Origin of the sequence: Sphingopyxis sp. BE235 (assembly GCF_031457175.1) — a bacterium.
Lineage (GTDB): Bacteria > Pseudomonadota > Alphaproteobacteria > Sphingomonadales > Sphingomonadaceae > Sphingopyxis.
In genome coordinates this window covers 419,507-444,952 of sequence record NZ_JAVDWC010000002.1, presented here as the reverse complement: position 1 = coordinate 444,952, position 25,446 = coordinate 419,507, and the positions used below count along the sequence as shown (strand labels likewise).

The 25,446-nt window shown below is 63.7% G+C and carries 25 protein-coding genes; 2 read left to right on the top strand and 23 right to left on the bottom strand.

All coding sequences use genetic code 11. The features are described 5' to 3' along the window. The first annotated feature begins 116 nt into the window (after positions 1–116). Entirely contained in the window at positions 117–590 is a 474-nt protein-coding gene (locus tag J2X38_RS09355) for an Lrp/AsnC family transcriptional regulator (protein WP_037510868.1), read from the top strand. 76 nt (positions 591–666) lie between these two features. Here J2X38_RS09355 and J2X38_RS09350 read toward each other — a convergent pair whose 3' ends face one another. Beyond that, the gene (locus J2X38_RS09350; protein ID WP_058537955.1) at positions 667–1,992 is read right to left on the bottom strand and encodes a hypothetical protein; all 1,326 of its coding nucleotides are present in this window, start codon (positions 1,990–1,992) and stop codon (positions 667–669) included. Between the two features lie 203 nt (positions 1,993–2,195). Further along, positions 2,196–2,492 carry a hypothetical protein gene (locus J2X38_RS09345; RefSeq protein WP_058537956.1) on the bottom strand — a complete coding sequence of 99 codons (297 nt, stop codon included), beginning with the start codon at positions 2,490–2,492 and terminating at the stop codon, positions 2,196–2,198. A gap of 149 nt (positions 2,493–2,641) precedes the next feature. On the opposite strand from J2X38_RS09345, the gene J2X38_RS09340 reads away from it, so the two are divergent. Beyond that, positions 2,642–4,921 carry a DUF5312 domain-containing protein gene (locus J2X38_RS09340; protein ID WP_231732649.1) on the top strand — a complete coding sequence of 760 codons (2,280 nt, stop codon included), beginning with the start codon at positions 2,642–2,644 and terminating at the stop codon, positions 4,919–4,921. A 133-nt stretch (positions 4,922–5,054) separates the two neighbouring features. Here J2X38_RS09340 and rsgA read toward each other — a convergent pair whose 3' ends face one another. The 21 genes from rsgA to J2X38_RS09235 all read right to left on the bottom strand — a co-directional run bounded on the left by rsgA (position 5,055) and on the right by J2X38_RS09235 (position 25,362). Beyond that, positions 5,055–6,053 (bottom strand): ribosome small subunit-dependent GTPase A, encoded by a 999-nt coding sequence (gene rsgA, locus J2X38_RS09335; protein WP_310253423.1) that lies wholly within the window; start codon positions 6,051–6,053, stop codon positions 5,055–5,057. A 232-nt stretch (positions 6,054–6,285) separates the two neighbouring features. Then, positions 6,286–6,546, bottom strand: a complete 261-nt coding sequence (locus J2X38_RS09330) for a DUF1467 family protein (protein WP_058537958.1) — start codon at positions 6,544–6,546, stop codon at positions 6,286–6,288. A gap of 14 nt (positions 6,547–6,560) precedes the next feature. Then, on the bottom strand, positions 6,561–8,195 hold the full coding sequence (locus J2X38_RS09325) for a ribonuclease J (RefSeq protein WP_310253421.1): 1,635 nt from the start codon (positions 8,193–8,195) through the stop codon (positions 6,561–6,563). Continuing rightward, positions 8,192–8,977, bottom strand: a complete 786-nt coding sequence (locus J2X38_RS09320) for a type III pantothenate kinase (RefSeq protein WP_310253419.1) — start codon at positions 8,975–8,977, stop codon at positions 8,192–8,194. Before J2X38_RS09320 ends, J2X38_RS09325 begins: the two co-directional genes overlap by 4 nt. 1 nt (position 8,978) lies before the next feature. Then, positions 8,979–9,779, bottom strand: coding sequence for a biotin--[acetyl-CoA-carboxylase] ligase (locus J2X38_RS09315; RefSeq protein ID WP_310253417.1), 801 nt, complete (start codon positions 9,777–9,779; stop codon positions 8,979–8,981). Continuing rightward, entirely contained in the window at positions 9,701–11,134 is a 1,434-nt protein-coding gene (nuoN, locus tag J2X38_RS09310) for an NADH-quinone oxidoreductase subunit NuoN (protein WP_058537961.1), read from the bottom strand. Before nuoN ends, J2X38_RS09315 begins: the two co-directional genes overlap by 79 nt. Continuing rightward, positions 11,131–12,684, bottom strand: a complete 1,554-nt coding sequence (locus J2X38_RS09305) for an NADH-quinone oxidoreductase subunit M (RefSeq protein ID WP_310253414.1) — start codon at positions 12,682–12,684, stop codon at positions 11,131–11,133. Before J2X38_RS09305 ends, nuoN begins: the two co-directional genes overlap by 4 nt. Then, entirely contained in the window at positions 12,681–14,729 is a 2,049-nt protein-coding gene (nuoL, locus tag J2X38_RS09300; RefSeq protein WP_310253412.1) for an NADH-quinone oxidoreductase subunit L, read from the bottom strand. Before nuoL ends, J2X38_RS09305 begins: the two co-directional genes overlap by 4 nt. A 4-nt stretch (positions 14,730–14,733) precedes the next feature. Further along, positions 14,734–15,039 carry an NADH-quinone oxidoreductase subunit NuoK gene (gene nuoK / locus J2X38_RS09295; RefSeq protein WP_003051614.1) on the bottom strand — a complete coding sequence of 102 codons (306 nt, stop codon included), beginning with the start codon at positions 15,037–15,039 and terminating at the stop codon, positions 14,734–14,736. After that, positions 15,036–15,647 (bottom strand): NADH-quinone oxidoreductase subunit J, encoded by a 612-nt coding sequence (locus J2X38_RS09290; RefSeq protein WP_058537964.1) that lies wholly within the window; start codon positions 15,645–15,647, stop codon positions 15,036–15,038. The genes nuoK and J2X38_RS09290 overlap by 4 nt, the downstream gene beginning before the upstream one ends. Before the next feature lie 12 nt (positions 15,648–15,659). Beyond that, positions 15,660–16,148, bottom strand: a complete 489-nt coding sequence (gene nuoI / locus J2X38_RS09285) for an NADH-quinone oxidoreductase subunit NuoI (RefSeq protein WP_037510831.1) — start codon at positions 16,146–16,148, stop codon at positions 15,660–15,662. Next, positions 16,145–17,188 (bottom strand): NADH-quinone oxidoreductase subunit NuoH, encoded by a 1,044-nt coding sequence (gene nuoH, locus J2X38_RS09280; protein WP_310253404.1) that lies wholly within the window; start codon positions 17,186–17,188, stop codon positions 16,145–16,147. Before nuoH ends, nuoI begins: the two co-directional genes overlap by 4 nt. After that, on the bottom strand, positions 17,185–17,322 hold the full coding sequence (locus J2X38_RS09275) for a hypothetical protein (protein WP_156419661.1): 138 nt from the start codon (positions 17,320–17,322) through the stop codon (positions 17,185–17,187). Before J2X38_RS09275 ends, nuoH begins: the two co-directional genes overlap by 4 nt. Then, the gene (nuoG, locus tag J2X38_RS09270; RefSeq protein ID WP_310253402.1) at positions 17,319–19,331 is read right to left on the bottom strand and encodes an NADH-quinone oxidoreductase subunit NuoG; all 2,013 of its coding nucleotides are present in this window, start codon (positions 19,329–19,331) and stop codon (positions 17,319–17,321) included. Before nuoG ends, J2X38_RS09275 begins: the two co-directional genes overlap by 4 nt. Continuing rightward, complete coding sequence (locus J2X38_RS09265) at positions 19,331–20,083, bottom strand: hypothetical protein (protein ID WP_310253399.1); 753 nt, start codon at positions 20,081–20,083, stop codon at positions 19,331–19,333. Before J2X38_RS09265 ends, nuoG begins: the two co-directional genes overlap by 1 nt. Then, positions 20,080–21,369 (bottom strand): NADH-quinone oxidoreductase subunit NuoF, encoded by a 1,290-nt coding sequence (gene nuoF, locus J2X38_RS09260; RefSeq protein ID WP_310253397.1) that lies wholly within the window; start codon positions 21,367–21,369, stop codon positions 20,080–20,082. Before nuoF ends, J2X38_RS09265 begins: the two co-directional genes overlap by 4 nt. A 3-nt stretch (positions 21,370–21,372) precedes the next feature. Continuing rightward, the gene (locus tag J2X38_RS09255; RefSeq protein ID WP_310253395.1) at positions 21,373–22,041 is read right to left on the bottom strand and encodes an NAD(P)H-dependent oxidoreductase subunit E; all 669 of its coding nucleotides are present in this window, start codon (positions 22,039–22,041) and stop codon (positions 21,373–21,375) included. 240 nt (positions 22,042–22,281) lie between these two features. Beyond that, positions 22,282–23,538, bottom strand: a complete 1,257-nt coding sequence (locus tag J2X38_RS09250) for an NADH-quinone oxidoreductase subunit D (RefSeq protein WP_310253393.1) — start codon at positions 23,536–23,538, stop codon at positions 22,282–22,284. Next, a complete protein-coding gene (locus J2X38_RS09245; protein WP_310253391.1) occupies positions 23,535–24,437 on the bottom strand; it encodes an NADH-quinone oxidoreductase subunit C in 903 nt (300 codons plus the stop codon). The genes J2X38_RS09250 and J2X38_RS09245 overlap by 4 nt, the downstream gene beginning before the upstream one ends. Next, positions 24,437–24,991: an NADH-quinone oxidoreductase subunit B family protein gene (locus J2X38_RS09240; RefSeq protein ID WP_058537972.1), complete on the bottom strand. Its 555-nt coding sequence runs from the start codon at positions 24,989–24,991 to the stop codon at positions 24,437–24,439. The genes J2X38_RS09245 and J2X38_RS09240 overlap by 1 nt, the downstream gene beginning before the upstream one ends. Beyond that, on the bottom strand, positions 24,988–25,362 hold the full coding sequence (locus J2X38_RS09235) for an NADH-quinone oxidoreductase subunit A (RefSeq protein ID WP_037510808.1): 375 nt from the start codon (positions 25,360–25,362) through the stop codon (positions 24,988–24,990). Before J2X38_RS09235 ends, J2X38_RS09240 begins: the two co-directional genes overlap by 4 nt. Positions 25,363–25,446: the final 84 nt, after the last annotated feature.

The window sequence follows — 25,446 nt, the reverse complement described above, 5'->3', positions numbered from 1 at the left end:
CGTGAATCATCCGGTCATGAAAGTGCCTTAACCCTCCACGTCGCATTGTGGGACAATTGCAATCGCCTGAAATAATATTATGGTCACCGCAGTTTTGGAAAGCGGATGTTTCAATGATGGCTAGTCAGAAATTCGATCAGATTGATTTGCAGATACTGGGCGAGCTGCAAAAAAACGGGCGGATGACGAATGTCGAACTGGCACAAATGGTGGGGCTGACGGCTCCGCCATGTCTCCGACGTGTCCGGGCGCTCGAGGAATCGGGGGTCATCCGGTCCTATCACGCCGACCTCGACGCATCGAAGCTCGGCTATGGAATCACCGTCTTTGCGATGGTCAGCCTGCGCAGCCAGGCCGAATCCGACCTGAAAGCGTTCGAGGACTATGTCGGCGGGCTCGCCGAGGTGCGCGAATGCTATATGCTGAACGGCGAGATCGACTTTTTGCTGAAGGTCGTCGCGCGCGACCTGCAGAGCTTCCAGTCGTTCCTGACCGCGCACCTGACGTCGGCGCCCAACGTCACCAGCGTCAAAACCTCGCTGACGATTCGCACCGCGAAACAGCTGGCGGGAATTCCCGTCGAACCCTGAGATTGCAGGTCGGCCATAAGAAAAGGGCGCCATCCTGACCGGACGGCGCCCTTTTTCTTTTGTGCGGAGCGCGCGATCAGTTCGTCGCGGGAGCCGCCGGGGTAGCCGCCGCAGCGGGAGCCGCCGCGGGTGCATCCAGCTTGACCACCCAAAGGTCGGCCAACCGCTTGCGGGGGCCGGCCACCTGGCCGAAGCTGGCCTTGGCGGCCGCCTTGTCGCCCGAAAGTGCCTGGGCAACGCCGAGGCGATACGTCCACATGTCCTTGTCCGCTGCGCCCTTTGCCGCCGCCTGATAGAGCGGAATCGCATCGGCATAATGACCATAGCCGACCAGCGCGTCGGCGGTGGCACCCGCCGTCTTGGGGTTGGTCAGCGTCGAAGGCTGCTTGGAATAGGCCACGATGGTCGATGCCTCGTTGCCGGCGCGCGCCTTCTGGTCATCGCGCCGGGCCGCCAGCTTCGCGTCGGTGCCCGGGAAAACCTTCTTCTGCTCGCCTTCCTGGATAACGGCGACGGCTTCGCCCGGCAGGCCGTCGCTGGCCGCAAGCGCGCTATACTCGTCATATTCGAGGCGTTCGGTCATCGCGCCCGCCGCGCGCATCAGGCGCATAACGTCGAGCGTAACGGATTCCTGTTCCTTCGGCGTCCCGGCAGCCGGCCCGGCCTGCAGCACCGAAAACAAGGTCTGACGCCAGACTTGCGGCTGACTATAGTCGCGCAGGCGCAAGGTCATCAGGCCTAGCATCTCGTCGTTGCGCTTTGCCGCCTGCAAAGCCTTGATCGGCCGGACATACAGTTCGTCCGACGGACGCTGACCCGCGGCGCGGCTTGCCTCGATCGCGGCCTTGGCGATCGTGATGCCCTGATCGACCTGACCCGAGCTGAGATAGCTGTCCATCAACAGAATGGGCACATTGGCTTCGGTCGAACCCGCGGCTCGCGCGGCTTCGAGCCGCTTGATCGCCTTCGGATAGTCCTTCGCCGCATAAGCGAAATTGCCCGAGAAGAAGCTGTAGACCGCGAGATTTTCCGGCGGGGTCAGACCCGAATCGAGCATCGCATCGAGCGCCTGTCCCTGAACCGCCTGGTCCTTGTTCAGGATGCCGAGCTGGAGCTGGTAGAAGCCGAGGAGATATTTATCGTCGGGCGCGGTGGCGGTCCCCTGCCCTTCGGTCAGCGCCGCCTGCAACGCCGCGGCGTCCTTTGCGGTGGTCGCGTCGGTCATTTTCTTGAGCGCGGGGCCGAACCCCTTGCTTGCCGACAGACCCTTGCCCTTCGCCTCTTCTTCCTTCTTCGGCTTCTCTTTCTTCTGAGCGGTAGCCGGGGTCGCAGTCGCCATCAGCGCGCAGCCCAGCACGGCGGCCATCGCCGTTGCGGGCATCGAGCGGAAACGGTTAAACATCGAAATCTCTCCTTTTACTCGGCCGCCTTCGCCCAGGCATGCGCTTTGGCGCACACAGGTTCGGCCGCGCGTCGTAAACGCGGCTAAACCCGTCGCGTTGCCAAGGCAAGACAGGCGGTATCGATATTTCAATGGAGAAAAGCGGCTGAACCGAAATTGAACCCGGTCTGCCGGTCCGGGCCGCACAGCGTCAGGGCCGGCGGTCAGGCGATCGCGTCGATTGCCAGGTTGATCCGGCGCAGCACGGCGGGGTCCCCCGGCGCGCCCTCGATCGCCGCTTCGGCGAGTTGGATCAGCGGGATGATGCCAAAGGTCGCGGCGAGCCCTTTCAGGCGGGTTGCCGCCATTTCCCAGTTCGCATCGCAGCGCGATCGGCGCATCAGGTCGGACAGGTCGCGCGCGCTGCCGGTGAAGGCGGTGCGCAGATCCATCGCCATCGCCGGATCGTCGCCGAACGCCGCGCTGAGATATCGGTCGAGGGGGCCGCTGTCGAAAGACATTCCACAGGATTGGCAGCTTGTAGTTAAGTTTCCGTTTCATGGCGGCCATTTGATGCTAAGATGGCAGGATGACGGGGGAAAAGAAAATCGTTGGATTGTGGCGGAATTCCGCGACAAACCAGGAAGCGGACAGCGCGGAACCGGCAGAAGTGGCGGCGCCCGAACCCGCGCTCGCGCCCGAAACCGAGGCGCCCACCGAACGGAATTGGCTCGACATGTCCTCGCTCGATGACGCCGGGGATATCGACGAAGCGCCACGCGCTGCGCCGGCCTGGCGCGAACGCGGTGCCCCGGCACTGCTTATCCTTCTGGCGGTCGGCTGGACGGGGTTCGCGCTTTCCGTCGCAACAGGCGGCTTTGCACGCAGCCCGGCCCTCTCCGTCTGGCCCACACTGGTCGCTACGATCGCGATGCCGCTGACGCTGCTTGCGGTGCTGTGGATGGCCTTGCTCCGATCGGGCCGGTCCGAACAGGCGCGTTTCGCCCGGGTCGCGGCCGCGCTTCGCGAAGAGAATATGGCGCTGAACCAGTCGATGCATTCGCTCGGCTTGCATCTGGCCGATGCGCAGAAGCAGCTCGGCGAGCAGGCGAAGATCGTCCAGCAGCTCGGCCTCGACACCGTATTGCGGCTGGGTGAAAGCAGCGACAAGCTCGCCAGCAATGCCTCGGTCATCGCCAATGCGCACGACCAGCTCGCACGCTCGGGCGATGTCGCGCTGCAGCGGATGGATGGGCTGCTCGCCGGCCTGCCCCGGATCGACGACGTCGCGCAGCGGCTCGCGGTCAATTTCCGCGAAGCCGGTCTCGTCGCGCACCAGCAGGGCGCCAATCTCGAAGCCCGGCTCGCGGCGCTTGGCGAGGAAGCGGCCAAGGCGGCGCAGACCGGAACCGAAACGACTGCGACCATGCTCGAGGCGATCGTCGCGCTGCAGGAACAGACGAAGGAAACCGAAGCGGAACTGCTCGCCGCGTCGGCGCAGGTTGCCAACGAGCAAGGCGCCGTGCTTGCGCAAATGACAAAGGTAGCGGCCACCGCACGCGATGACATGACCTCGACCGTCGCCGCGATGACGGGCCAGATGGATCAAAGCTGGCGGCAGTTCCGCGAAGGCGTCGACGACGCCGGCGCGCTGATGGATGCGAAGCTCGGCCTCGCCCGCGATGCCGGAAATGCGATGGGCGTGCAGCTCGCGGCGCACGCCGACGCCAGCGACGCGCTCGCCTCGCGCATCACCGCGCATGTCGCCGAAGTCGGCAAGCAGCTCGAAATCCTTGATGTCAGCGTCAGCGCCAGCACGGGGGTCATCGGCCGCTCGATCGACGATACCAAAGCGCAGCTCGGCGCCTTCATGCAGGAAGTGCAGAGCGGCAACGCCTCGGCGCATCAGCTTATCACCCATGCCGAATCGCTGCTCCTCGCGCTCGATGCCGTGACGCGCGAACTCGACGAAACGCTGCCGCACGCGCTCGACCGTATCACCTCGCACGGCAAGACGACGCAGACGGCGCTGTCGCAGCTCCGCCCGATCCTCGATGCGTCGGAACTCGTCGCGCAATCGACGGCGTCGCACGTCAACGCCGTCCAAGCGACGCTGAAGGCGAACGAGGAACAGATGGCGGGTCATGCGACCAGCCAGCAGGCGCTTGTCGACCGCATCAACGGCTCGCTCGCCGACGCCGAGACGGCGCTCGCCAAGCTGCGCGAAGGTGCCGACGAATTCGCAGAACAGGGCGGCGCGCGCATGATCGCGACGCTGGGCGAAGTTCGCGCCACCGCCGATTCGGCGGCCGACGAAGCGCGACTGACGCTCGAAAAGCTGGTGACGAGCGCGCGCGAGACGATGCAGGCGACCGCGACCGATGCGATCGACGCCGCGTTCAAGAACGAGATCATGGCACAACTCAGCGCGATCGAGGAAGCCTCGGCGCGCGCCGTCGCCGCCGCCAACGGCGCCGCCGACCGCTTGATGCGCCAGCTGATCACGATCATGGACACCAGCGCGAGCGTCGAACAGCGCGTGAGCGAAGCCGAACAGGCGATCGCCGCGTCGGACCGCGACTCGCTCGCGAAACAGGTCGGCTTGCTGACCGAATCGCTGAAATCGACCGCGATCGACGTCACCAAGATATTGTCGAGCGAAGTCAGCGACATCGCATGGGACGCGTACCTCAAGGGCGACCGCGGCGTGTTCGCGCGGCGTGCGGTCAAGCTGATCGACAATAGCGAGGCCAAGGAAATCCTGCGCATCTATCAGGCCGACGATGGCTTCCACGCCGCGGTGAACCAGTTCATCCACGATTTCGAAGCGATGCTGCGCGTGCTCATCGGCGCACGCGACGGGTCGGCAATCAGCGTGACCCTGCTCTCGTCGGATATCGGCAAGCTCTATGTCGCGCTCGCGCAGGCGATCGACCGCCTGCGGAACTGAGCGGGCTGAAATAAACGGATCGGCGTAGCGGCTTTCGTCCGGAAGCGGACATTCTGAAGTTGCGCGAATGCGTTGACGACGATTCCGGAATTCTTCCCGTCAGCAGACAGTTGTTGAATTCCTCGCGAATCTGTCAGTTCGGCGCGCGCTTCTTGAAATGTGGAGGGTTGATGTTGTCCTCGGCCGCCAGTTTGCGCCAGCGATCGAAGCGCGCAGACGTCAATTTTCCCTCGGCAATCGCTGCCCGGACGGCACAGCCTGGCTCGACGCCATGCGCACAGTCGGAAAAGCGGCAATGCTGCGCCACAATGATGAAATCGTCGAAAACTTCCGATATTCCGGTGGCCGCATCGGACAGTTGCAGCTCGCGCATACCGGGTGTGTCGAGCAGCCAGCCCCCTCCATCGAGTCGATGCATTTCGCGCACGGTGGTGGTGTGGCGGCCCGTACCGTCCCCTGCGCGGATCGCTTGGGTGGCGATGCTATCCGATCCTCGCAAAGTGTTTACGAGCGTCGATTTTCCGACGCCCGAGGATCCAAGAAGCGCAACGGTTTCGCCCTTACCGCACCATGCGGCGAGGCGAGCGACACTGGCAGGGTCGCGGCCATTGACCGATTCGACGCGCAATCCCGGTTCGATCGCGCGTGCGGCCGCCGCAAAAGCCTCCGGGTCGTCCGCCAGGTCGGTCTTGGTGAGAACCACGACGGGATTCACCCCAACCTCGCGTGCCAGCACCAAATAGCGCTCCAGCCGGGCGACGCTAAAATCCTGGTTGCACGAGGCGACAATGAACAGCGTGTCCACGTTGGCGGCGATCATCTGCTCTTTGCGGGGATCGCCCGGTGCACGCCGCTTGAACAGGTTCATTCGCTGCAGGACGCGTACGGGCTCAAATGTATCGCGGTCGATAAGCAGCCAGTCCCCGACTGTCGGATGATCGTCCGACGGCCCCGCGCCCGGAATATAGGGCGAGATGAAACGCTGAAATCCGGCGCCCGTAACGTCGATCTTGCCGCGGTGGACGGCCATCACCCGGACGGGATGGCATTGCCGGGCTTCCTCGCTAGTGACCTGTTCGCGGAAATGGGCCTTCCAGCCTAGAACTTCTAAAGTCTTATCGGGCGATTTCATACAGCCGCAGACGGCCTCTCATTAAGCCCAATGCGCGGGTTCTGGCCGTCGGTTACGGTCCACAAAAGCGCGCACTGAAATGTGGGCACCTGCATTGGCAGGGCAACCTCTGGGCGCGGTATACGGCCGCATTCCTCTGGTGGCCAGCTTGTAGCGAATATTAGCGGGGCACCCATTGTCCGACTTTCGTCCCAAAGCAGGCATGTCGGATCGGCAATCGGGCTGCCGCTATTTAGGTCCGCCCGCTGAGCACGTCGGGGTCGGCCCAGCCGTTCACATAGGCGACGTAATAAAGGACGAAGGCGACCGTCGCGGCGATCGTCATCTGGAGCAGGATGCGTCCGGGGCGGAAGGCCGCTGGCGCGCCCGGTTCCTGCCCGCGCACCAGCGGCGTCGCGTCATCGCTTGCGCGGCGGCCGTGGAAGGGCAGCACGAAGAAGGCGCTGAACGCCCAGAACAGCAGGTAGATGGCGAGCGCCGAGGTCCATTTCATCGTCGTGGGTCCGTTCAGATGGTGACGAGCATCACGTCGACGACGGGCTTTTTGCCCGTCCAGTCGGTCGCGACGCGGCGCACGCCGAGGCGGATCGCCTCGCGGAGCTTTTCCTCGTCGCGCGCCGGGCCGGTGGCGGCCTGTTCGGCGGCTTCGCGCATCTCGTCGATAAAGGCTTCGCGCTCGTCCTCGACGGGCACGCCGCGATAGCTGATCGCGCTTTCGACGAAACGCTTTGCGGAGAAGATCGCCGCGACGGTGATATGGCCGTGGAGCGAGAGTTTGCGCCGTTCGTTGATCGTCTCGCCGTCGGCGGGCAGGATCACGTCGCCGTCGAGGATCAGACGTCCTGCATGAACGCGTTCGACGATCTTCGCCGGACCGGGCGCCAGTCGTACCAGATCGCCATTTTCCTGCACCAGCGCATCGGGAACGCCGCGTTCGAGCGCGAAGCGTGCCTGTTCGTGCATGTGACGGATTTCGCCATGCACCGGCAGGACGAGCTTGGGCCGCAGCCAGCCATAAAGCGCGGCGAGTTCGGGCTGCCCCGGGTGGCCGCTGACGTGGATATGCGCCTGTTTTTCGGTGACGGTGAGGATGTCTTTCGCAGCAAGCTGGTTCATGATCCGACCGATCGCGACCTCGTTGCCGGGGATCTGCTTCGACGAGAAAACGACCGTGTCGCCCGCCTCGAGCTTGATCTGGTGAATGTCGGCCGCCATGCGCGCGAGCGCTGCGCGCGGTTCGCCCTGGCCTCCGGTGGCGATCACCATCACCTTATCGCGCGGCAGGCGCATCGCTTCGTCGAAATCGACCGTCGGCGGGAAATCCTTGAGGTAACCGACCGAGCGCGCAACGCCGAGGATGCGGTCGAGCGAGCGGCCCGCGACGCACAAGGTACGCCCGGTGGCTTTGGCTACGGCGCCCAGCGTCGCAAGCCGCGCGGCGTTCGATGCGAAGGTGGTGACGACCACGCGGCCCTTTGCCGCGCCGACCGCCTGCTCCAGCCCAGCCCGCAGGCCGCCTTCGCTGCCCGATGCCTCGGGGTTGAAGGCATTGGTCGAATCGCAGACGAGAACGTCGATGCCTTCGTCGCCGACCGCGGTCAGCGCCGCGGCGGTGGCAGGAACCCCGAGGATCGGTTCCTCGTCGAGTTTCCAGTCGCCGGTATGGAAGACGCGGCCATAAGGCGTGTCGATCACCACCGCGCTCATTTCGAGGATCGAGTGCGCGAGCGGGATCAGCCGGATGCCGAACGGGCCGAGCTGGAAATTATCGTCGATGTCGACGGTCTTGAGCGTGACCGCTTTCTCCAGCCCCTCTTCGGCGAGCTTGTGCGCGATCAGCCCCGCAGTGAAGCGGTTGGCATAGAGCGGCACGCCAAGGTCGGCGGCGAGATAGGGCAGCGCCCCGATATGATCCTCGTGCCCGTGCGTCAGCACGATGCCGAGCAGATCCTTCTTGCGGTCCTCGATGAATTCGAGGTCGGGCATCACGATGTCGATGCCCGGATAATCGTGGCTGCCGAAGGTCACGCCGAGGTCGAGCATGATCCATTTGCCGTCGCAGCCATAGAGATTGGCGTTCATGCCGATCTCGCCCGATCCGCCCAATGCGAGAAAAAGCAGCTCCTTGCCCGGAGTCGTCATATTGTTGGCTTCCATTGATGATAGAGGTACATCAGCCCGTTCAGCGTCAGGTCGGGCTCGATACGATCGAACAGGTGCGCCTGTTCCTGAAAAAGTGTCGCCAGGCCCCCCGTCGCGATGACGGTGAGCGGTTTGCCGATTTCGGCTTTCATGCGCGCGATAAGCCCTTCCATCATCGAGACATAGCCCCAATAGACGCCGATCAGCATCTGGCTTTCGGTAGTGCGCCCGATAACGCTGCTCGTTGCCGGTGCTTCGATCGCGATGCGCGGCAGTTTCGCCGCCGCCGCGACGAGCGCCTCGAGCGAGAGATTGACGCCCGGCGCGATGATCCCGCCGAGATAGGCGCCGTCGGGGCCGATATGGTCGAGCGTCGTCGCGGTGCCGAAGCTGATGACGAGCTTGTCCTTGCCGGGCTCGACCGCCTGCGCCGAGATCGCGTTGACCGCGCGGTCGGCGCCGACCGACTGCGGCTCGTCGACCTTGAGCGCGATCCCCCAGGTCACGGGCTCGCGGCCCGCGACCAACGCATCGACGCCGAAATATTTATGCGCGAGCAGCTGGAGATTGTGGAGCGCGCGCGGCACGACGGTCGAGATGATGACCGCTTCGACGTCGGCGCGGTCGTGCCCCTCGATCCGCATCAGCTGATCGAGCCACACCATATATTCGTCAGCCGTGCGCCGGTCGTCGGTCGCGATGCGCCAGCGCGCGAGCAGTTCGGTGCCGCGGAACAGTGCGAATTTGGCGTTGGTGTTGCCGACATCGATCGCGAGCAGCATCTCAATTCCCCTCCACGGGCCGGCGTAGTTCGACGTCGCCCGCATGGACCAGCATGGTCTCGCCGCCCTCGCGGCGCAAGCGCAGCGCGCCATCGTCGGCAAGGCCGTCGAAGAAACCGTCGATCCCCTGTTCGGAGACGCGGAGCGGCGTGCCGACCGGATGCGCCTGCGGTAGCCAGGCGCGAACGATGCTTGCCACACCTTCCTGTCGCCACGTCCAGAGCGCGTCGATCATTGCGATACCGAGCGCATTGGCGAAATGATCGCGGTCGAGTTCGACGCCCTTGGCCGCCAGCGTCGCGGTCGGACGGTCGGGCAGTTCGGGCGCGGCGGTCAGATTGACGCCGATACCGATCACCACCGAATTGCCCGTGCGTTCCATCAATATGCCCGCGCATTTGGCGCCATCGATCAGCAGGTCGTTCGGCCATTTGAGCTGCGCGTCGACGCCGGGCGCCAGCGCGGCAACGGTCTTGGCGAGCGCCACTCCGGCGACGAGCGCGAGCGTCGCCGCCGACGGATCGCCTATCGTCAGGTGGACGACGGTCGAGCCCATGAAATTGCCCTGCCCGTCGTTCCAGCCACGCCCGAGGCGCCCGCGCCCGGCGGTCTGGCGATCGGCAACGAGCCAATGGCCTTCACCGACATGCTCGCCGCCTGCCAGCCGCGCCAGCAGGTCGGCGTTGGTTGAGCCAGTCTGCTGGATCCGCTCTATCGGCGGTATCAGAACAGCACCGCGGCGGCGCTGGCCGAAAGGACCGCCAGCACGGGAATGAAGAGATAGCCGATGACCGAGAGCCACAGGGCGCTCGCGGTGATCACCGCATCCTCGACGATCGCGCCGCCGCCCGCGGGGAATTCGGTGTCCGACTTGTCGTCGAAGTACATCGTCTTGATGATCGCGATATAATAGAAAGCACCGATCACCGAGGCGACGATACCCGCAACCGCCAGCGGCACGAGGTTCGCGTTCACCGCGGCCTCGAACACCAGATACTTCGGCCAGAAACCGAAGAGCGGCGGGATGCCGGCGAGGCTGAACAGGAACACCGCCATCGCCGCGGCAAGCCCCGGACGGCGCTGTGACAGGCCGGCGAGCGCCGGGATGCTCTCGACATGATTGCCGTCGGCATCGCGCAGCTGGAGCACGACGAGGAAGGCGCCGAGCGTCGTCAGCATATAGACGAGCAGATAGGTCAGCACGCCCTCGACCCCCTGCTGCGTTCCGGCAGCAAGACCAACGAGCATGAAGCCGACATTGTTGATCGACGAATAGGCAAGCAGGCGCTTGATATTCTTCTGTCCGATCGCGCCGACCGCGCCGAGGATGATCGAGGCGAGCGACAGGAAGATGATGATCTGCTGCCACGCGCCGACCGCGGGGCCCATAGCGTCGATCACGACGCGCGTCATCAGCGCCATTGCCGCGACTTTCGGTGCGGTGGCGAAGAAGGTCGTCACCGGGGTCGGCGCGCCTTCATAGACGTCGGGGGTCCACATGTGGAACGGTACGGCGCTGATCTTGAAGCCGAGGCCCGCGAGCACGAACACGATGCCGAAGATGAGGCCGATGTTGAGTTCGCCGCCCAGCACCTTCGCGATCCCGGCGAAATCGGTCGTCCCGGTGAAGCCATAGAGCAGCGAAATGCCATAGAGCAGCATGCCCGACGCAAGCGCGCCGAGGACGAAATATTTGAGCCCGGCTTCGGTCGACCGCTCGTCGGTGCGCATGAAGCTGGCGAGCACATAGGCCGCGAGGCTGTTGAGCTCGAGCCCGACATACAGCGTCATCAGGTCGCGCGACGAGGCCATGATGCCCATGCCGAGCGCCGCGAACAGGATGAGCGTCGGATATTCGGCGCGCATCCCGCCATTGAAGAAGCGCGGCGCGATGACGATGCAGACGAAGCTCGCGGCATAGATCAAGAGCTTGGCGAAGCCGCCGAAGCTGTCGACCGACAGCGTGCCCGAGAAAACCGTCGCATCGACGCCGAACAGCGCAACGACCGCGGCCGCGGCCGCAGCGAGCGTCAGCAGCGAGCTCAGCTGGTAGAGGCCGACGTTGCGGTCACCGAAGAAGGTGCCGAGCATCAGCGTGATGAGCCCGCCGATCGTCAGGATCAGTTCGGGCCAGATGAGCATCAGGTCGGCGGTCATTGGACGCCTCCTGCGTGGCTCGATCCGTGGGCGGTGTCACCATGCGCCTTGGCGGGCTTCGGCTTGCCGGCGGCAAGGTGCGCGTCGCCCGCGGGCTTCGCCTGAGCAAGGCGCGCGACGACGGTCGTCACGTCGCCGCGCATCGGCGCGAGGAAGCTTTCGGGATAGACGCCCATCCACAGCGCCACGGCGGCCAGCGGCGCCATGATCGTCCATTCGCGTGCGGTCAGGTCGGCCATCGCCTTCACATCGTCCTTGGTCAGTTCGCCGAACACGACGCGGCGGTAGAGATAGAGCATATAAGCGGCACCGAGGATGATGCCGGTGGTGCACACAAAGGCGACCCAGCTCGACGCTTCGTAAATGCCGGCGAGGCTCAGGAATTCGCCTACGAAGCCGCTGGTTCCCGGCAGGCCGATCGACGCCATCGTGAACAGCATGAAGAACAGCGCATAGGCCGGCATGTTCACGGCGAGGCCGCCGTAACGGTCGATCTCGCGCGTGTGGAGCCGGTCATAGATCACGCCGACGCAGAAGAAGAGCGCGGCCGAGACGACACCATGGCTGAGCATGATGATCAGCGCGCCTTCGATGCCCTGCTGGTTGAAGGCAAAGAGACCCGCAGTGACGATCGCCATATGCGCCACCGACGAATAGGCGATCAGCTTCTTCATGTCGCTCTGCGCCAGCGCGACGAGGCTGGTGTAGACCACCGCGATCATCGACAGGCCAAAGACGATCCACATCAGCTGCCCCGACGCGTCGGGGAACATCGGCATCATGAAGCGGATGAAGCCGTACGCACCGAGCTTCAGCAGCACGCCCGCCAGGATCATCGAGCCCGCGGTCGGCGCCTGGACGTGCGCGTCGGGAAGCCAGGTGTGGACGGGCCACATCGGCATCTTGACCGCAAGGCTGGCGAAGAAGGCCAGCCACAGCCACGTCTGCATCTGAACCGGGAAGTCATAGTTCAAGAGCGTCGGGATGTCGGTCGTGCCCGCTTCGTGGATCATCGCGATGATCGCGATCAGCATCAGCACCGATCCGAGCAGCGTGTAGAGGAAGAATTTGAACGCCGCATAGATGCGGTTCGCGCCGCCCCAGATGCCGATGATGAAATACATCGGGATAAGGCCAGCCTCGAAGAAAATGTAAAAGAGCAGCAGATCCTGCGCGCAGAACACGCCGATCATGATCGTTTCCATGACGAGGAACATCGCCATGTAGAGGCCGACGCGCTGCTTGATCGCGTCCCAGCTCGCGAGGATGCAGAGCGGCATCAGGAAGACACTGAGCATGATGAGCATCAGCGCCATGCCGTCGATACCGAGGGCGTATTGGAAACGGCCGAACAGGTCGGCGCGCTCGGTAAACTGCCACTGCGCGCCGCCGATATCGAACTGCGCCCACATCACGCAACCGAGAACGAAGGTCGCCAGCGTCGCGCCCAGCGCGACGAAGCGCGACATCTTGTCGCCGACGAACAGGCAAAGGATGGCGGCGACCGCGGGGACCGCCAGCATCAGCGAAAGGATCGGAAAGCCGCTCACAGGAAATTCACCATGGCCCAGCTGGCGAGGCCGACAAGACCGAGCAGCATCACAAACGCATATCCATAAACATAACCCGATTGCAGCCGGACCGCGAGACGGGTCCCCCCAGCGACGAGCGCTGCGGCGCCATCGGGACCGAAGCGGTCGATGGTGCCTTCATCCCCGCGCTTCCAAAAGAAGCGTCCGATCGCGAAGGCGGGCTTCACGAAGAGGATGTTGTAGAGCTCGTCGAAATACCATTTGTTGTACAGGAACTGGTGGAGCAGCTTGAACTGCGCCACGAAGCGCGCCGGCAGGCTGGTGTTGCGGATATAGCTGTTCCACGCGAGGAACAGGCCGATCGCCATCACCGTGAACGGCGTCCACTTCACCCAGGTCGGCACTTCATGCGCATGGTGCATCAGCTCGGCGTCGAACGCGAGGCTGCCCTTCCAGAACGCCAAGCCCTCTTCGGGGTAGATGAACTGGTGGTGGAACGCCATGCCCGCGAACACCGCGCCGATCGACAGCACGACCAGCGGGATGAGCATCGAAAGCGGGCTTTCGTGGGGGTGATAGCCCGCGGTGCCGTCGCCGTGCGCTTCATGATGGTGCGCGTGCGCATGATCGTCGGCCGAATGTTCTTCGGAGGGATCCTCATGCTCGCCATGAACCGCGTGCTGGATATGCTCGCTCTGTTCCCAGCGCGCCTTGCCATAGAATGTCAGGAAGACGAGGCGCCACGAATAGAAGCTGGTGAGGAAGGCGACGAAGACGCCGACCCAGAAGGCGATGACGCCGCCGCCGCCGCTCGCATAAGCGGCCTCGAGGATGCCGTCCTTCGAATAGAAGCCGGCAAAACCCGCAACCCCGGCGATACCGACGCCGGTGATCGCCAGCGTGCCGAGCATCATCGCCCAATAGGTGATCGGGATCTGTTTCCGCAGTGCGCCATAGTAACGCATGTCCTGTTCATGGTGCATCGCATGGATGACCGAACCGGCACCGAGGAACAGCAAAGCCTTGAAGAAGGCGTGCGTGAACAGGTGGAACATCGCGGCGCCATAAGCGCCCGCGCCCGCGGCGAAGAACATATAGCCGAGCTGCGAACAGGTCGAGTAAGCGATGACGCGCTTGATGTCCCACTGCGTCGTCGCGACGGTCGCGGCGAAGAAGCAGGTCGCGGCGCCGACGAACATCACGACGCCCTGCGCGACGTCCGAGGTTTCGAACATCGGCGACAGGCGGCAGACCATGAAAACGCCCGCGGTGACCATCGTCGCGGCGTGGATCAGCGCCGACACCGGGGTCGGGCCTTCCATCGCGTCGGGAAGCCAGGTGTGGAGGCCGAGCTGCGCCGACTTGCCCATCGCGCCGATGAACAGCAGCAGGCAGAGGATCGTCATCGTGTCGAGACGCATCCCCAGGAAGCTGATCGTCGAACCCGCCATGCCCGGTGCTGCGGCGAGGATCTCGGGGATCGAGACGGTGCCGAACACAAGGAAGGTGCCGAAGATGCCGAGCATGAAGCCAAGGTCGCCGACGCGATTGACGACGAACGCCTTGATCGCCGCGGCATTGGCGCTCGGTTTCTTGTACCAGAAACCGATGAGCAGATAGGATGCGAGACCGACGCCTTCCCAGCCGAAGAACATCTGGACGAGATTGTTCGCGGTCACGAGCATCAGCATCGCGAAGGTGAACAGCGAGAGATAGGCAAAGAACCGCGGCTGGTCCGGGTCTTCCTCCATATAGCCCCAGCTATAGAGGTGGACGAGCGCCGACACCGTCGTGATCACGACGAGCATCACCGCGGTCAGCGTGTCGACGCGAAGTTCCCAATTGAACTGAAGCGCGCCCGACGAAACCCAGTGCAGCACGGTGACAACTTCCGGCGTCCCCGTGTTCCATACGAACGACAGGAAGATCGGCCAGCTCAAGGCACAGCTGGTGAACAGCGCGCCCGTCGTCAAGATTTTCGACGGCACATTGCCGATCACGCGCTGGCCGAGACCTGCGATGATTGCCGCGAGCAGCGGCAGGAAAACGATCGCCTGGATCACCGGTTTACCCCTTCATCCGGTTGGCATCGTCGACGGCAATCGTGCCGCGGCCGCGGAAGTAAATAACGAGAATGGCAAGACCGATCGCGGCTTCACCCGCAGCGACGGTCAGCACGAACATCGAGAAGACCTGCCCGACGAGATCGCCGAGCGCCGCGCTGAATGCGACAAGGTTGATGTTCACCGCGAGCAGGATGAGCTCGATCGCCATCAGGATGACGATGATATTCTTGCGGTTGATGAAGATGCCGAGCACGCCGAGCGTGAAGAGCACCGCCGAAACGGCGAGATAATGGCCGACCGAAATCACAGTTCCATCCCCTGCCCGACGCCCGGATCGACCAGCCGCGTCGCATCCTGCGGACGGCGCTGGTTCTGCTTCGAGATATTCTGGGTGCGCACGCCGCCGCGCTTGCGGTGCGTCAGCACGATCGCGCCGATCATCGCGACGAGGAGGACGATGCCCGCCGCCTCGAACAGGAAGATGTAGCGCGTGTAGAGCAGTTCACCGATCTGCTGGATATTGCTCTTGTCGCTGACGACCGGCGCAGCGCGCGCCGCGAGGTCGACCCCGCCCGCACTCCATGCGCCGACCGCGAAGATCAACTCAGCAGCAAGGATGATCGCGACGAGCGCCCCGAGCGGCAGATAGCGCACGAAACCAGCGCGCAGCTCGGCGAAATCGATGTCGAGCATCATCACGACGAAGAGGAACAGCACCGCGACCGCGCCGACATAGACGATGACAAGCAGCATCGCGATGAATTCGGCGCCCGCGAGCAGCATCAGACCCGCCGCGTTGAAGAAGGCGAGGATCAGCCACATGACGCTGTGGACCGGATTGCGTGCGAAAATGACCATCGCGGCCGACGCAATGACGATCGTCGCGAACAGGTAAAAGGCGAAGAGTTGGATCATGTGCGCGCGCCCTTATCGATAGGGCGCGTCGGCGGCAAGATTCGCCGCGATCGCGCGTTCCCATTTGTCGCCGTTGGCGAGCAGCTTGGCCTTGTCATAGAGCAGTTCTTCGCGCGTTTCGGTCGCGAATTCGAAGTTCGGCCCCTCGACCACCGCATCGACCGGGCATGCTTCCTGACAGAAGCCGCAATAGATGCACTTGGTCATGTCGATGTCGTAACGCGTCGTGCGGCGCGAACCGTCTTCGCGCGGCTCGGCCTCGATCGTGATCGCCTGCGCCGGGCACACCGCTTCGCACAGCTTGCACGCGATGCAGCGTTCCTCACCGTTCGGGTAACGGCGCAACGCATGCTCGCCGCGAAAACGGGGCGACAGCGGGTTCTTCTCGAACGGATAGTTGATCGTCGCCTTCGGCTTGAAGAAATATTTCAGCGTGAGGGCGTGCGCCTTCACAAACTCCCACAGCGTGAAGCTTTTGATGAGGTGGGCAATGGTACTCATGAATACCTCGTCAGCATCAGATAGCCGGAGATCAGGAAGATCCAGAGAAGCGAGATCGGCAGGAAGATTTTCCAACCCAGCCGCATCAGCTGGTCATAGCGGTAGCGCGGGACGGTCGCCTTGACCCAGCTGAAGACGAAGAAGAAGAACAGGATCTTCGCGAACAGCCAGATGATGCCGGGGACGGCATAAAGCGGCGCCCAGTCGATCGGGGGCAGCCAGCCGCCCCAGAAGAGCACCGCGTTGAGCGTGCACATCAACAGGACGTTGGCGTACTCGCCGAGCCAGAAGAGCGCGAAGCTCATCGACGAATATTCGGTCTGGTAACCGGCGACGAGTTCGCTTTCGGCTTCGGTCAGGTCGAACGGCGCGCGCGCGGTTTCGGCGAGCGACGAGATGAGGAACATCACCGCGAGCGGGAAGAGCAGCAGGTTGAAGCCGAAGGCATTGACGATGCCAAGCCCGTGGCCCTGCTGCGCTTTCACGATCTCGTTCATGTTGAAGCTGTCGGCGAAAAGCACGACGCCGATCAGGATGAAGCCGATCGACACTTCATAGGAGATCATCTGCGCCGAGGCACGCATCGCCGAAAAGAAGGGATATTTCGAGTTCGACGCCCAGCCCGACAGGATCACGCCGTAGACGCCAAGCGACGAGATCGCGAGGATGTAGAGCAATCCGACGTTGATGTCGGCGAGCACCGCGCCCGAATTGAACGGGATCACCGCCCAGGCGAGCAGCGCCACCGTGAAGGTGATGATCGGCGCGATCAGGAACAGGCCCCTATTGGCGCCGCTCGGGACGATCGTTTCCTGCAGGAACACTTTCAGGCCATCGGCGAAGCTTTGCAGCAGGCCGAAGGGACCGACGACGTTCGGACCGCGGCGCAGCGCGATCGCCGCCCAGATCTTGCGGTCGGCGTAAATGATCATCGCAACCGCAAGCATCAGCGGGAGGGCGATGAGCAGGATGCCCGCGATCGTCGCGACGCCCCACGCCCAATTCGGGTCCATGCCCCAGGAGATGAAGGTCTCGGTCATTTCCGGGTCCCGTCCTGGTTGCGCCAGCCGTTATGCGGGCCGGGCTTTTCCGACTTGCGCGGATTGAACCCGCGCCAGACCGAATAGCCCATCCCGACCAGCAGGATGCTGGCAATCGCATGCACCGGGGTCATTCCGCGGCCTCCGCAAAGTCTGCGCCATGGATCAGCTCTTCCGAGCAGCGCTGCATCGTCGGCGACGCGCGGCAGATGGCGTTGGTGAGATAGAAATCCTTGATTGGCGACGGGATCGCGCGCGCCTCGGGCTTCGCGGGCAGCTTCGGCACCGTCCAGCCATAGTCGGCGAGGCCTTCGGCGCCGAGGGCGGGCACCGCGGCGATCATCGCCTCGCGGCACTGCGCGAAGCTGTCGAAACCGAGCGAGACGCCGAGCGCATCGGCCAAAGCACGAAAAATGCTCCAGTCCTCACGCGCATCGCCCGGTGCGAACACCGCCTTTTCGCTGCGCTGGACGCGACCCTCGGTGTTGACCGTGGTGAAGTCCTTTTCGGTCCATGCGGCGGCGGGCAGGATGACATCGGCGGCATGCGCGCCCTTGTCGCCATGATGGCCGACATAGACCTTGAACGTATCGGGAAGCGCCGCGAAATCGACCTCGTCGGCGCCGAGGAAGAAGGCGAGCTTCGGCTTTGCCGCGATCACATCCTTGATCCCGCCGGGCAGGCCGTAGCCGAGCATCAGCGAACCCATGCGCGCGGCCGAGAAATGGACGACGTTATAGCCGTTCCAGCCGTCCTTGACCGCATTCACCGACTTGGCGAGCGCGAGACCCGCACCGTGGACGCCAGGGACCGACAAAGCGCCGCCGCCGAAGATCAGCATCGGCCGCTCGGCGCCATTCAGCGCGTCGAGCACCGCCGCGGGCAGCTTCGCAACGAGCGAAGCGTCGTCGCCCAGCCACTCAGCCTTGTACGTCAGGTCGGTTTCGGGGCCGATCGCAAAGACCTTCGCGCCCTTCTTCCACACCGCCTTGCGGATGCGCGTGTTGATCAGCGGCGCTTCCCAGCGAAGGTTCGTGCCGACGAGCAGGATCACGTCGGCATTCTCGGCCTCAGCAATCCCGGTGTTGAAATTGACCGCCGACAGGCTGGTGACGTCATAGTCGAGGCCGGTCTGGCGCCCTTCGAGCAGGGTGCCGCCGAGCGCGTTCACGAGCGACTTCGCGGCGAACATCGTCTCGCAATCGGCGAGGTCGCCCGCGATCGCCGCGACCGACGAGCCGGCATTGACCGCCGCGATGGCCGCAAAGGCTTCGGCCCAGCTTGCGGGCTGAAGCGCGCCGTTCACGCGAACATAGGGCTGATCGAGGCGGCGGCGGGTCAGGCCGTCGACATGGTGGCGCGTCTTGTCGCTCGCCCATTCCTCGTTCACATCGTCGTTGACGCGTGGCAGCACGCGCAGGACCTGACGCCCGCGCGCGTCGATGCGCACATTGGTGCCGACCGCGTCCATCATGTCGATACCGAGCGTCTTGCTGAGTTCCCACGGACGCGCTTCGAACGCATAGGGCTTGCTGGTCAGCGCGCCGACCGGGCAAAGGTCGACGATATTGCCTGACAGTTCGCTGCCGACCGCGCGTTCGAGGTACGAGGTGATCTGCATATTCTCGCCGCGATAAATCGCGCCGACATCTTCCACGCCCGCGACTTCCTCCGCAAAGCGGACGCAGCGCGTGCACTGGATGCAGCGGGTCATCACCGTCTTGACGATGGGGCCCATATATTTCTCGGTGACCGCGCGCTTGTTCTCGTCATAGCGCGTCGCGCCGCGGCCATAGGCGACCGACTGGTCCTGCAGATCGCACTCGCCGCCCTGGTCGCAGATCGGGCAGTCGAGCGGGTGGTTGATGAGCAGAAACTCCATCACCCCTTCGCGTGCCTTCTTCACCATCGGGCTGTCGGTCTTGATCACCTGCCCCTCGGCGGTCGGCAGCGCGCACGACGCCTGCGGCTTCGGCGGACCCGGCGACACTTCGACGAGGCACATGCGGCAATTGCCGGCGATCGACAGGCGTTCGTGGTAGCAAAAGCGCGGGATTTCCTTCCCCGCCAGCTCGCACGCCTGCAAGACGGTCGCGCCCTGAGGGACGTCGAGTTCTACGCCATCTACGGTAACTTTAGGCATTATTTCGCAGCCTCTTTGAACTCGTCCGCTTCCGCGACGCTGCTAGCTAGATGATAATAGGCCCGGAGAGTCGGACCGCGAAAATTACTGATATTCATGCGAACCGTCTGTCCCGAAGGCCAGCAAGCTGCGATTTGCGGTTGAAGCTTTCCAATCGCGGCCTTTTCTTCGGCGCTCCCAATGTCCGTCAACGCCAGCGACCGAACGGATTCCGAATCGCGCCGCGATACGCAATCGCCGAGCGTCATCAGCATGTACCAATTCTGGGACGCACTAAACTTGGCGCCATACGCCTCGCGTTCCTTGTCCGACATTTTGGCCAGAACTTCGGGCGCTTTCGGTCGGGGAGCAGGAATGCCCATCGAACTCAACGCCGAAAGGTCGGGACCCGATGACGAATATTCCAATCGGATCAGCGCATTTGCCAACAATTGGTGCAGCGTATCGCCCGGGAAGCGCAACAGGCTGGTGTAATAGCCGTTGGACTTGTCTGGTAGACATTCCTTGTCCAGCAATTTGGGAAAACGTTTTTCGACGTCCAGATAGCTCCGGAACACGACCTCGCGCGCCTGGTCGGGCCGCTTCTTCACGATGCAGTCCGCAAATTCCTTGGCCGACTGCAACGCCTCCTTGTCGGAGACATTCTTGCCGCTAGCGACGTTCGAAAAGCCACCCGTCGCCGCGAGAGCCGCACATGCGATCGCCGCAAACCGGCGATGCCGTGCACGTTCAAGGCTGGCGAGCCTATTCACTCCGCCGCCTCCACCATGCCGCCATTCTCGCGGATGCGGCGTTCGATTTCGGGGCGGAAATGCTTGATCAGGCCCTGGATCGGCCACGCCGCGGCGTCGCCGAGTGCGCAGATGGTGTGGCCTTCGACCTGCTTGGTCACGTCGAACAACGTGTCGATCTCGCTGATGTCGGCGTCGCCGGTGCGCAGCCGCTCCATCACGCGCCACATCCAGCCGGTGCCTTCGCGGCACGGCGTGCACTGGCCGCAGCTTTCATGCTTGTAGAAATAGCTGATCCGGCTGATCGCCTGAACGACGTCGGTCGACTTGTCCATCACGATCGCGGCCGCGGTGCCGAGGCCCGATCCGACGGCTTTCAGCCCGTCGAAGTCCATCGGCGCGTCCATGATCTCGGCCGCGGGGACGAGCGGAACCGACGAGCCGCCCGGGATCACCGCGAGCAGATTGTCCCAGCCGCCGCGGATGCCGCCGCAATGCTTGTCGATCAGCTCGCGGAAGGTGATGCCCATCTCTTCCTCGACGACGCACGGGCGCTCGACATGGCCCGAGATCTGGAAGAGCTTGGTGCCCTTGTTATTCTCGCGCCCGAAGCTTGCGAACCACGGCGCGCCGCGGCGCAGAATCGTCGGGACGACCGCGATCGATTCGACATTGTTCACCGTCGTCGGGCAGCCATAAAGGCCGGCGCCCGCCGGGAACGGCGGCTTCAGGCGCGGCTGGCCCTTCTTGCCCTCGAGGCTTTCGATCATCGCGGTTTCTTCGCCGCAGATGTATGCGCCGGCGCCGCGGTGGACGAAGACGTCGAAATCATAGCCCGACTTCGCAGCGTTCTTGCCGAGCAGGCCGGCGTCATACGCCTCCTGCACCGCGGCGAAGAGCGTCTCGGCCTCGCGGATGAATTCGCCGCGGATGTAGATATAGGCCGCGCGGGCGCGCATCGCGAAGCCCGCGATTAGCGCGCCTTCGATCAGCTTGTGCGGATCGTGGCGGATGATTTCGCGGTCCTTGCACGAGCCCGGCTCGGATTCATCGGCGTTGATGACGAGGAAGCTCGGGCGGTCGGCGCGCGGTTCCTTCGGCATGAACGACCATTTGAGTCCCGTGGGAAAGCCCGCGCCGCCGCGGCCGCGCAGGCCCGACGCCTTGATCTCTTCGATGATCGCGTCCTGGCCGCGCTTCATCAGATCCTTGGTATTGTCCCAATCGCCGCGCGCCTGCGCGCTTTTGAGGTTCCACGGCTGGAAGCCGTAGAGATTGGTGAAGATGCGATCCTTATCGGCCAGCATGGCTTACCATTCCTTCCGATAGTCGTGGTTGGCCTTGACCATTTCCTTCAGCGTCGTCGGGCCGCCGTCGGGCTCGCTCGTGTGGCGGTTCGCAAGCTGCGTTCCCGCCTTCGGCTGTTCGCCCGCAGCGAGCGCATCGAGGATGCGGACGGTGCTGTCGTAATCGAGGTCTTCGTAATTATCGTCGTTGATCTGGACCATCGGCGCGTTGGTGCAGGTGCCCATGCACTCGACCTCGGTCAGCGTGAACAGGCCGTCGGGGGTCGTCTTGCCCTTCACCATGCCGCGGTTCTTGCACGCGGCCATGACATCGTCCGACCCGCGCAGCAGGCACGGCGTCGTGCCGCAGACCTGCACATGATAGCGGCCGACGGGCACGAGATTATACATCGTGTAGAAGGTCGCGACCTCGTAGGCGCGGATGAACGGCATATCGAGATGTGCCGCGACATATTCGATCACCGGCACGGGCAGCCACCCCTGCGTCTGCGTCTCGGCGCCGACCTGGCGCTGCGCGAGGTCGAGCAGCGGCATCACCGCCGAACGCTGGCGCCCCGCGGGATAGCGTGCGATGATCGCCTTCGCCTTCTCGGCATTTTCCGCCGTCCACGCAAAAGCGCCCCAGCGCGCGCGGGTTTCGGCTTCGTCGGGGATTTGGGGTGCGTCAGCCATTGTGCTTACCATTTGTCGGCGCGATGAAAAGTCGGGTGATTCCGTACAAAACTGTCAACAGAAGGGTCCCAAACGCAGCGAATACCGCCTGAACCGATCCGTATCCGGGTTGCGTCGAGCCGCTGATGAATGCCCATGCCCAAAGCACCGCAACCAGAATTGCCCATGAAAGAGTCGACCAGCGCTGCGCGGCTCGAGGGCCGTCGCCTCGCAACCAGTCGCGATAGGATTGGAGGGCACTCACCGATCACACTCCCCGAACACGACGTCGATCGCGCCGATGATCGCGGTGGTGTCGGCGAGCATGTGGCCCTTCGACATCATGTCCATCGCCTGAAGATGGCTGAACGCCGTCGGACGGATCTTGCAGCGATACGGCTTGTTGCTGCCGTCGCTGACCAGATAGACGCCGAATTCGCCCTTGGGGCTTTCGGTCGCCACATAGACTTCGCCCGCGGGGACGTGGAAGCCCTCGGTGTAGAGCTTGAAGTGGTGGATCAGCGATTCCATCGACTGCTTCATCTCGCCGCGTTTCGGCGGGACGACCTTGCGGTCGAGGCTGGCGATCGGGCCCGTCGGCATGTCGCGCAGGCACTGCTTGATGATCTTCGCCGACTGATAGACTTCCTCGACGCGCACCATGAAGCGGTCGTAGCAGTCGCCGCGGGTGCCGACGGGAATGTCGAATTCCATCGACGCATAGGCGTCATAGGGCTGCGACTTGCGCAGATCCCACGCGATGCCGCTGCCGCGGATCATCGGGCCCGAGAAGCCCCACGCCAGCGCGTCTTCCTTCGACACCGTCGCGATGTCGACGTTCCGCTGCTTGAAGATGCGGTTGTCGATGACGAGGCTCATCGCGTCGCCGAACAGTTTCGGCAGGCGTTTTTCGCACCATTCGCCGATGTCGTAGAGCAGTCGTTCGGGCACATCCTGGTGGACGCCGCCCGGACGAAAATAGGCGCTGTGCATGCGTGCGCCGCTCGCGCGCTCGAAGAAGTTGAGGCAATCCTCGCGCAGCTCGAACACCCAGAGATTCGGGGTCATCGCGCCGACGTCCATGACGTGCGACCCGATGTTGAGCATGTGATTGCAGATGCGCGTCAGCTCGGCGAACAGCGTACGCAGATATTGCGCGCGCGCCGGAACTTCGAGATCGAGCAGCTTCTCGATCGCGAGAACATAGCTGTGCTCCATCCCGAGCGGCGAGCAATAGTCGAGCCGGTCGAAATAGGGCAAAGCCTGCAGATAGGTCTTATACTCGATCAGCTTTTCGGTGCCGCGGTGGAGCAGCCCGACGTGCGGATCGACGCGCTCGATGATCTCACCGTCGAGCTCGAGCACGAGGCGCAAAACGCCGTGCGCCGCGGGGTGCTGCGGACCGAAGTTGATCGTGTAGTTGGTGACGGCCTGATCGCCCACCGTATTGGCGGTGTCGACCGGATAGCCTTCGAACAGGTCGCCACCATAATGATGGACGTTCGGAGAGTCGGTCATGCGTCACCTCCAGTTTTAGGCTTGCGCGGTGCGCGCGGCTTCGGCGGGGCCTTTTCGGCCTTCGCGGTCGCCGGCGTTTTCGCGGCCTTGGTCGAAGGCTTCGCGCTCGCGCCATCGCGGCTCGTCTTTGCGGCCTTGATGTTGGCCTTCGCCCCTGCCCCGGTCTGCTCGGGCTTTTCGGTGGTCTTCGGAGTCGGCGGCGGCGGCGCCTTCGCCTGGTCGTCGGCCTTCTTGACCTCGGCCGCGGTCAGCGGCGTCGGCGCGCCCTTGCCCGGCGCTTCGCCGGTGCCGCCGGCCTTTTCATCGCCGGGCAGCACATAATCGGCGCCTTCCCATGGGCTGAGGAAGTCGAAATTGCGGAAATCCTGCGCGAGCTTCACCGGCTCGTAGACGACGCGCTTGTCCTCTTCGCTGTACCGCAGCTCGGTATAGCCGGTCAGCGGGAAATCCTTGCGCTGCGGGTGCCCCTGGAAACCATAGTCGGTCAGGATGCGGCGGAGGTCCGGATTGCCCGCGAACAGCACGCCATACATGTCGAACACTTCGCGTTCGAGCCAGCCGGCAACCGGCCAGACGGGCACGATGCTTGGCACCGGCGTCGCTTCGTCGGTGCAGACGCGAACGCGCAGGCGATGATTCTTGGTCACGCTGAGCAGGTGATAGACGACCTCGAACCGCTCGGCGCGGTCGGGATAGTCCACCCCGGCGATTTCCATCAGCTGCTGATATTCCATCTTGTCGCGCAGCGCGATCATCACGCCCGCGATCGCTTCGCGATCGACGGTGATGCTGTCTTCATCGGCGGCATGGACATGCATGAGCAGGTCTTTGCCGAGCAGCGCCTTCAGTTCCGCGTCGATATGGGCGCGGCGGGCGACGAGGGGTGCGGCATGGGTCATCAGCGTTCGATCGTCCCGGTGCGGCGAATCTTCCGCTGCAACTGCATCACGCCGTAAAGCAGGGCTTCAGCAGTCGGCGGGCAGCCGGGGACATAGATGTCCACGGGCACGATGCGGTCGCAGCCGCGCACCACCGAATAGCTGTAGTGATAATAGCCGCCGCCGTTGGCGCAGCTGCCCATCGAGATCACGTACTTCGGGTTCGACATCTGGTCGTAGACGCGGCGGAGCGCCGGGGCCATCTTGTTGCAGAGCGTACCCGCGACGATCATCACGTCGGACTGGCGCGGCGATGCGCGCGGCGCGGCACCGAAACGCTCCATGTCATAGCGCGGCATGTTGACGTGGATCATCTCGACCGCGCAGCATGCAAGGCCAAAGGTCATCCACCAGAGCGAGCCGGTGCGCGCCCAGTTGAACAGATCCTCGGTCGAGGTGACGAGAAAGCCCTTGTCGCCGACTTCGCTGTTGAGGTCGTCAAAGAACGCCATGTCGGGGTTCGTCCCCGGGGCAACCGGCATCTGGCCGGGCGGCAGGATGATCGAGCTGCTCATTCCCAGTCCAACGCCCCTTTCTTCCACGCATACACAAGGCCGAGCGTCAGTTCGGCGAGGAAAATCATCATCGTGGCCCAACCGGCCCAGCCAATTTCCTCAAGGCTCACTGCCCAGGGAAAGAGGAAGGCGGCTTCGAGGTCGAAGATGATGAAAAGAATGGCGACGAGGTAGAAACGCACGTCGAACTGGCTGCGCGCGTCTTCAAAAGCGGGGAAACCGCATTCATATTCGGTCAGCTTCGCCGGATCGGGCTTGTGCGCCCCGGTCAGCCGCGCGACGCCCATCGGAAGAAACACGAAGGCGGAGGACAGGCCGACGGCGACGACCAGAAAGATCAGGATCGGCAAATATTGCGTCAGATCGACCATGGGAGCTCGCAGTTCTGTTGTTCATATTTTGGGGTGTCTGGCACCCGTTTATCGGGGGCGCTTTAGGCCACGAAGCCGCGTGTC